The sequence below is a fragment of the Kitasatospora sp. NPDC091257 genome (assembly GCF_044757675.1).
In the GTDB taxonomy this organism is placed as follows: domain Bacteria; phylum Actinomycetota; class Actinomycetes; order Streptomycetales; family Streptomycetaceae; genus Kitasatospora; species Kitasatospora lactacystinica.
The window spans coordinates 1-7,172 of record NZ_JBIVVI010000383.1 but is presented as its reverse complement, the minus strand read 5'-3'; the positions used below and the strand labels follow the sequence as shown (position 1 = coordinate 7,172).

Annotated in this window: 5 protein-coding genes; 1 reads left to right on the top strand and 4 read right to left on the bottom strand. The window is 74.5% G+C overall.

Features of this window, described 5'->3' with window-relative positions; genetic code table 11:
* Positions 1-18: 18 nt before the first annotated feature.
* The 4 genes from dpgC to ACIQOV_RS19055 are packed head-to-tail and all read right to left on the bottom strand — an operon-like array spanning position 19 to position 4,507.
* Positions 19-1,320 carry a (3,5-dihydroxyphenyl)acetyl-CoA 1,2-dioxygenase DpgC gene (gene dpgC / locus ACIQOV_RS19070; RefSeq protein WP_401049845.1) on the bottom strand — a complete coding sequence of 434 codons (1,302 nt, stop codon included), beginning with the start codon at positions 1,318-1,320 and terminating at the stop codon, positions 19-21.
* Positions 1,317-2,000, bottom strand: coding sequence for an enoyl-CoA-hydratase DpgB (gene dpgB, locus ACIQOV_RS19065; protein WP_401049842.1), 684 nt, complete (start codon positions 1,998-2,000; stop codon positions 1,317-1,319). Before dpgB ends, dpgC begins: the two co-directional genes overlap by 4 nt.
* A gap of 21 nt (positions 2,001-2,021) precedes the next feature.
* The gene (gene dpgA, locus ACIQOV_RS19060; RefSeq protein WP_380550557.1) at positions 2,022-3,137 is read right to left on the bottom strand and encodes a 3,5-dihydroxyphenylacetyl-CoA synthase DpgA; all 1,116 of its coding nucleotides are present in this window, start codon (positions 3,135-3,137) and stop codon (positions 2,022-2,024) included.
* On the bottom strand, positions 3,134-4,507 hold the full coding sequence (locus ACIQOV_RS19055) for a PLP-dependent aminotransferase family protein (RefSeq protein WP_401049840.1): 1,374 nt from the start codon (positions 4,505-4,507) through the stop codon (positions 3,134-3,136). The genes dpgA and ACIQOV_RS19055 overlap by 4 nt, the downstream gene beginning before the upstream one ends.
* 634 nt (positions 4,508-5,141) lie before the next feature.
* On the opposite strand from ACIQOV_RS19055, the gene ACIQOV_RS19050 reads away from it, so the two are divergent.
* The gene (locus ACIQOV_RS19050) at positions 5,142-6,962 is read left to right on the top strand and encodes a hypothetical protein (RefSeq protein WP_401049837.1); all 1,821 of its coding nucleotides are present in this window, start codon (positions 5,142-5,144) and stop codon (positions 6,960-6,962) included.
* Positions 6,963-7,172: the final 210 nt, after the last annotated feature.

Here is a 7,172-nt window from a genome sequence, read left to right as displayed (position 1 = left end):
CGAGGGGCCCGGGGGGCCTCAGCCGGGCGGCCGGGCCGTGAAGCGGCCCGCCTTGCCGAGCACGTCCGCCGCGTGGACGCGCAGCGCCTGCTGGACGGCGAACTCCGCCATGTACGCGCGGAAGCCGTCCGCCGGTTCCAGGGCGAGGTTCACCATGCGGCGGTTGGCGGTGACGGCCGGGTCGCGCAGCAGTTGCACGGCGTGCTCGACGGCCCCGTCGAGCTCCGCCGGGTCGACGACCCGGTCGACGAGCGTGCGGGCCTCCGGATCGCTCGCGCGCACCCGCCGCCCGCCGAGGATGATCTGCCGGGCCAGCCGGGGGCCGGTCACCGCGGGCAGGCGGAAGTCCGCCGCGCCCGGGACGATCCCCTCCTGCGCGGCCGGCAGGCTCAGATAGGCGTCGGAGGCCGCCAGGACGTGGTCCACCGCGAGCAGCAGCTGCATGCCGCCGCCGATCGCGAAGCCGTCCACCGCGGCCACCCACGGCATGTCGGTGAGCGGGTAGCGCCAGGACGCCTCGTCCGTGCGCAGCCCGAGCAGCAGCTTCCTGAGGTAGCCGAGCTCGCGGCGCAGCAGGAAGCCGACCAGCGTGATCTCGCCCGCGTGCAGGCGCTTGAGGTTGATCCCGGCGCTGAACACCCGGCGGCCCGCGTAGCGCGGGTGCGTCATCTCGCCGCCCCGGACGAGCCCGATCTCGCACTGCCCGTCCAGCAGCGCGAGGTCGACCGCGGTCTCCATGTCGTCGACCTGCTGCTCGTCCTCGGCGTTGAGGCGGTCCCCGGCGCACATGGTGATCCGGGCCACCCCCGCGCGCCGCTCCAGCCGGGTGCTCTCCATCCGCACCACCCCGGTGGCCCGGAACTCCCCGAGCAGGGCCAGCGCGCGTCCGGTGGGCCGCAGCATGGAGTCCATCAGGTGGTGGCCGGCGGCCGGGCAGCGCAGCAGCCCGCGCAGGAGGACGCCCAGGTCGATCTCGTAGCCCAGGCGCCGTGCGACCGGCAGGGCCCGTTCCGCCCGCAGCTGCGCGGGCGTGGGCACCAGGTGGGGCACGGCGAACGCGGCGCCCTCCACCAGGGCCTCCAGCCGTGGGCGCAGCGTGCGGCCCTCGGTGAGCCGGTCGTACAGCGCCTCGGCGTGCAGGTCCAGGAAGGCGGTGCGCCGCGCGCGGCCGTCCTCCAGCGCCCGCTCGGTGCCGGCGGGCGGGCCGCCGGTGCGCGGCCCGGGCTCGGGGAACGGCGGCAGCTGCCGGGCCGCCCGGTCGAAGCCGTCCGCGGCGCGCTCCCGTACGGCGGCGGGTGCCCGCCCGTTCGGGGTGCTCACGCCGTCACCCCGTCCGCCGCCCGGGCGCGCCGCAGCGAGCGGTCGCAGGCGGCCAGGTGCGGGCCGAGCGCGTCCTCGAAGCTCATCCACTGGGCGTCGAAGGCCAGTTGGCGGCGGATCGCGAGTTCGGGGCCGGACAGCCGGCGCAGCAGCCGGGCCGCCGCCGCCAGGGTGCGCCCGGGGTCCGTGCTCACCCGGTCCACCAGGCAGTGCTCCAGGGCCTCACGGGCGGTGATCGGCATCCCGAAGAGCACCGTGCGGCGCGCCGGGGCCGGCCCGAGCTGCTGGACCAGCCGGAAGCCGGCCATGCCGGGCCACACGGCCTGCCCGTGGAAGGCCACCTGCAGCCGCAGGTCGGGTGCCGCCACCCGCACGTCGGTGGCGAGCAGCAGGTCCAGTGCCGCGCCGCCGCACTCCCCGCCCGCCGCCGCCAGTGTGGGCAGCCGCAGCCGTTCGAAGCGCCGTACGGCCCGCTCCCACTTCGTCACGGTGGCCACGTCGGCCGGCTTCGCCACCGCCTCGCCCGTCGGGGAGCCGGAGAGGTACAGGGTCGCGAAGTCGGCTCCGGCGGACTCCGCCTCGTCGCACAGCGCGCCGACGGCCTCGGTCAGTTCGGCCGAGATCTCCCGGCCGCCGTCCACGTGCAGCACGGGGCCTTCGGGCAGGGCGTTGACGGGCATCGCGGTCTCCCTCGCGTCGGTTCACCACTGGATGAGCGCGGATTCGATCGTCGAACCCGGCCCCATGGTCATGAGCACGCCGTAGTCGCCGTCGCGGACCACGCCCTCCTGCAGGAGCCGGTCGTAGGAGAAGAGGAACGAGCCGCTGGAGACGTTGCCGAAGTCGCGCAGCACGGTGATGGTGTGGCGCAGGTCGTGGCGGGTCAGCCCGAGGTTGACGGCGACCGCGTCGATGACCTTCTTGCCGCCCGAGTGCACCAGCCAGTGCGCCACGTCGTCGCGGCGCAGCGACGTGCCGGCCAGCAGCCGGTCGACGACGCCCTCCACGTGCGCGCCCACCAGGTAGGGGATCTGCGGATCCAGGAAGAAACTGAAGCGGTCCTGGTCGCGGTCCCAGTCGTAGCGCATCGCGTCGATGGCGTCGACGATCGTGACGCTCGCCGTCCGCAGGATCCGCGGGCCCTCCGGGCGCGGGCCGGACCCCTCCTCCTCGGCCCCCTCGCCGCCCCGCGGGTCGGCCATCACCGCCACCGCCGCCGCGCCGTCGCCGAAGAGGCTGTTGACCACGGCCGTACGCATCGTGGAGTCCATCGTGTACGCGGCCGAGCAGGCCTCCGAGCAGACCATCACGGCCAGCCGGCCCGGATTGGCCGCGGCCCAGTTGCCCACCACGGCCAGCGCGTTGAGCCCCGCGTTGCAGCCCATGCCGACGATGTCGGCCCGCGCCGTGTGCCAGTCCATGCCCAGCTCGCGGATCAGCAGCGCGCTCAGACCCGGGGTGAGGAAGCCGGTCGACGTCACGCAGCACAGGTAGCCCACCTCGGACAGGTCGGCCCCGATCCGCTTGAGGCACACCGACATCGCGTCCGACCCCATGCTCACGGCCCACGCCTTGTGCTTGTCCAGGAGGTCGCCCTGGCTCTCGCGCACCCGCGAGCCGTCGGGTGCCGCCGGGGGCAGCACCAGCGAACGCTGCCGGATGGAGCCCAGCAGGAAGACCGAGCGCACCTTGCGGTCGGTGATCCCGAACAGGTCGAGCAGCTCCTCCTGGGAATAGTGCTCGGGCGGCACGGCGGTGCCCACGCTCAGGATGCGCGGGGCCGTGGCGACCATTGCTCGCTCCAGGGCCGCGGTCATGATGCGTCACTCTCCGTTCCGGTGCCGGGCACGTCGCCGCCGTGCGCCGCGGCTCTGTACGTCCTGGCTCTGTGTGTCCTGGCTCTGTGCGTCCCCTCCGGGCGCCGCTCGCCGCTGAGCGCCTCCACGAACCGCGCGAGCCGCTCGACGCCCTCGGTCACCTGCCCGGGCGTCAGATAACTGATCGAGAGCCGGATGTCCTGCTCGCCCCCGCCGTACGGATGGAAGAACTCCATCGGCGTCCAGATCACACCGAAGTCCCGGGCCGAACGCTCCAGGGCCGCGGCGCCGGTCCGGAAACCGGTGCGCAGCGTGAGGAAGAACCCGCCCTCGGGACGGTTCCACCCCACCCCCAGCTCCCGGCGCCGCCCCTCGGGCAGCCACCGCTCCAACTGCGCCAGCGTCGCGGCCATGCTGCGGCGGTAGTGCTCGGCGGCCCTGGCGTTCAGCACGGAGAGCCGGCCGTCCGCACCCAGCAGCGCACCCGCCGCGGCCGCCTGGCTGAGCGAGGACGTGTTCACCGTGACCATGCTCTTCACCCTCGCCAGGTCCCGCGCGAGCAGCCGCACCCCGCCGCGCCCGCCCCGCACCTCCTGGTCGGCCACGACGTAGCCGATCCGCGCGCCGGGGAACAGCGTCTTGGAGAAGCTGCCGAGCTGGACGACGCTCCTCGACCGGTCGAGCGCCTTGAGCATCGGCTGCCGCGGCCCCGGGCCGCTCAGCCGGTAGGGACTGTCCTCCAGGACGAGCAGCCCGTGGCGCTCGGCCAGCTCCAGCAGCGCGGTCCGCGTCGCCAGGTCCAGCGTGGACCCGGTCGGATTGGCGTGGTCCGGCACCACGTACACCGCCCGTGGCCGCCGGCCCGCCGCACGCTGTGCCCGCACCGCCCCGTCCACGTCGGCCACCACCAGCCGCCCGTCACGCTCCGGCACCGCGACCACCGGGATGTCCAGCAGCCGCGCGGCCCCGATGATCCCGACATAACAGGGGGTCACCAGCAGTAGGACGTCCTCGGGCGTCGCGAACAGCGCGCGCAGCACCAGGAACATCGCCTCCTGCGCACCGACCGTCACCACGATCGCCTCGGGCGCGACCTCCAGCCCCTCGTCCTGCCGCAGCCAGTACGCGATCAGCTCGCGGATCCGCCCCGCGGCCGGCCCGTACTGGTAGAAGCCGTCGCGCACTTCGGCCGGCCCCGCGCCCCGGCTCTCCAGGTACGTCGCGTACCGGCGCAGGTGGGCGTGGATCTCCTCGACCTCGAAGAAGCCGTCATAGGGCCGCCCCGGCGCGAAGGACACCGCGTCCGGGTAACTGGACGTGATCTCGTTCAGGAAGTTCATCCGGTCGAGAACCGGGTCCTCGATGCTCACGTGCAGAGTTGTCGAATCGAGCACCATGGTGCCCGCCTTTCCGTCGACGAGCCGCAGGGCGGCAGTCCGTCGGAAGGGCGGATGCCGGGGCTCGCGTGAAGGACGCGCGGCAGAGCGGCGATGCGGGCGCGGTAGCGGCACACGAAAAGGGCCCGTCGACGGCACCGGGCCGGGCACGACGCGGGGGTGCGGAGCATCCCGACGCCCTGTCGCCGCTTCGCACCGGCCGCGGAGATCGAACGTAATCCTGGAGCACAGGGCCCTGTCTGCTGTTTGTCCTTGTTCCAGTACGCGCCTCAGGGCAAGAGACTGTCAAGTGCTGAGGGTTCCCGTCCCGTCACGGTCCGCTACCGGCGGGCCCGGTGGCGGCCGCCGGACCCGGCGGCCCGCCGGTGCCCGGCCCGGCCCCGGCGCGGCCCCGGCGCGGGAACCCGGCCCCCGCAGGCGGCGCCCGGGCCGCCGGGAGCACGGCCCGGGAAAGGCCACCGGACGGCAAACCCCTTGGGCGGGCGCATGGTTGGCCGTGCGATATCCCGGCGGCCGGGGCGGTGCGGCGCGTACCATCGGACGCCCGCCGTCAGGTCGCGGACCGGCGCGCGGGCAGCGGGCGGCCGGGCGGGGACAGGGGTGGCGTGTGACGAAGAGTGATGTCCGGCGGGGCGTGGTGCGACGCGGGCTGACGGCGCTGGCCGTCTGGTGGCTGTGGATGCCGCTGGTCGCGCTGCTGGTACGGCTGGTCAAGCACACCGTGTTCGGCGGGTTCGGGCAGCAGGACCAGAGCTACGTGCTGCTGATCGAGCGGGAGTTCCTCCCGCACGGCGGCGTGCTGGACGCGGCGCCGCTGTTCTGGCTCTGGGTCGCGATCGGGCTGTGCGGCACGGTGGGCGTGGTCGCGTACGTCGCGCAGGAGTCCGGGGCCGGCTACGGCGGGTGGCGGGTGCGCCTGGCACTGGCGGCGGTGCTGCTGGCGGTGGCCGGCTCGCTGGTGCGCACGGGCACCGGACTGTGGGACGACGACAAGGACGCGGGCCGCTTCTACGCGGCGGCCACCGTGCTCGACGTCCCCGCCGGCGGGGCCGGCACACCGCGCTCGGTCCTGCCGGTGACCGAGCACACCCGCGCCGGCGACGGCACCCGCTGCGACCTGGTCGGCACCGCGGACGTGCCGGCCTGCGTGAAGACCGCGCCGATGCCGGACTTCGACTTCGAGGCCCGCACCGCCTCCTACGCGGCGGCCGCCAAGGCGCTCACCGACAGTGCCGGCCTGACCTCCGGGGTCCACCTGATGGGCCACAGCCTGCACTACCTGCCCGACGCCTCGCCGGGCGGCGGCGTGTGGACGGCCGTCCTGGACGGCTCCGGCGAGCAGCCGATGGAGGGCGTCGCCGTCTGGGACGGCCGCTCCAACTCCGTCACCACCTGCGCCTTCCGCGGCGAGCACGCCTTCGGCCGGGCCTTCGCCGGCACCGGGGCCGTCAGCCTGCGCAACCTGCTCGCCGAGCGCTTCCCGGACCTCGTCCACAGCGACCAGGACATCTGGGGCTACTGCGACGGCACCGACCCCCGCACCGCCCAGCCGGTGGTGGTGATCTCGGTGGCCCGGCAGACCGGCTGGCGCCAGCGCACCGTCCTGGAACCCGCCGGGGTGCTGGTGCTGCGCGGCTCGCCCGACGGCCGCCCGAGCGTGACGTACCGGGCGGACGTGGCCCCGGGCGAACTGCCGGGGGCCGTCTACCCGGCCTCGGTGGTCCGCTCGCAGATCCACGAGATCCAGTGGCTCGGCGGCCGCGGCGCGAAGGACGACCGCGGCTTCGGCTACGCGCACACCTCGGCGTCGACCAACGCCGTCAACCCGGGCGAGTTCCTGCTGCGCTCCAGGGCGGACGGCCACCTGTACTACGTGACGCCGCTGGTGCCGCGGGAGAGCTCCTCGCAGCTGGTGGTGGCCTTCGCCGTCCTGCAGGCCGACCGGGTCGGCGGCGGCCTCAACGACCTGCACGTGTACGTGCGCGGCGACGACAGCCCGTCGGTGAACCTGGACGTGCTGGCCAGCCGGATGGTGTCGTACATGGCGCAGCAGACCTCGATCACCATCAGCGCCGGGCAGGGCGGCGCGCTGCAGGAGATCGTCCCGTTCGGCCGGGACATGTGGCGCGGCTTCGTGGACTTCAACGGGCAGACCCAGGACTACATCGACCTGTCGGGCGACGCCACGGTGACCCCCAACCTGGTGTCGCTGAGCGGCGACATCACCGCGCCCGGCGGACGCCCGGCCCCGGCCCCGGCCCCGGCCCCGACAGCGGCCCCGACAGCGGCCCCGACACCGGCCGCACCGGCGGCCGGGTGCGGCGGCGACCCGGGGCAGCTGACGACCGGACAACTCGCGTCCTGCGTCGCCGAACTGTCCAAGGCCCTGCAGGGGCGCGTCCAGGACCCGGCACCCGCCAGGCCCTGACGGCCGGGCCCGCCACCGCCCGTCCGGTCGCTGTCCGTCACCCTGACGTGGTCTCAACCACGTGAAGGAAAGCCCAGCTTGACGCAAAGCCGGACCTGCGGGCTTGACGGAATTCGCCAACCCGGCGCCTCACGCGCACCAGCCATTGACCCGGCCATGACGCCGTGTGAGGGTTCGGGCACCCGAGCGCGGACGGCCCGCACGGCCGTC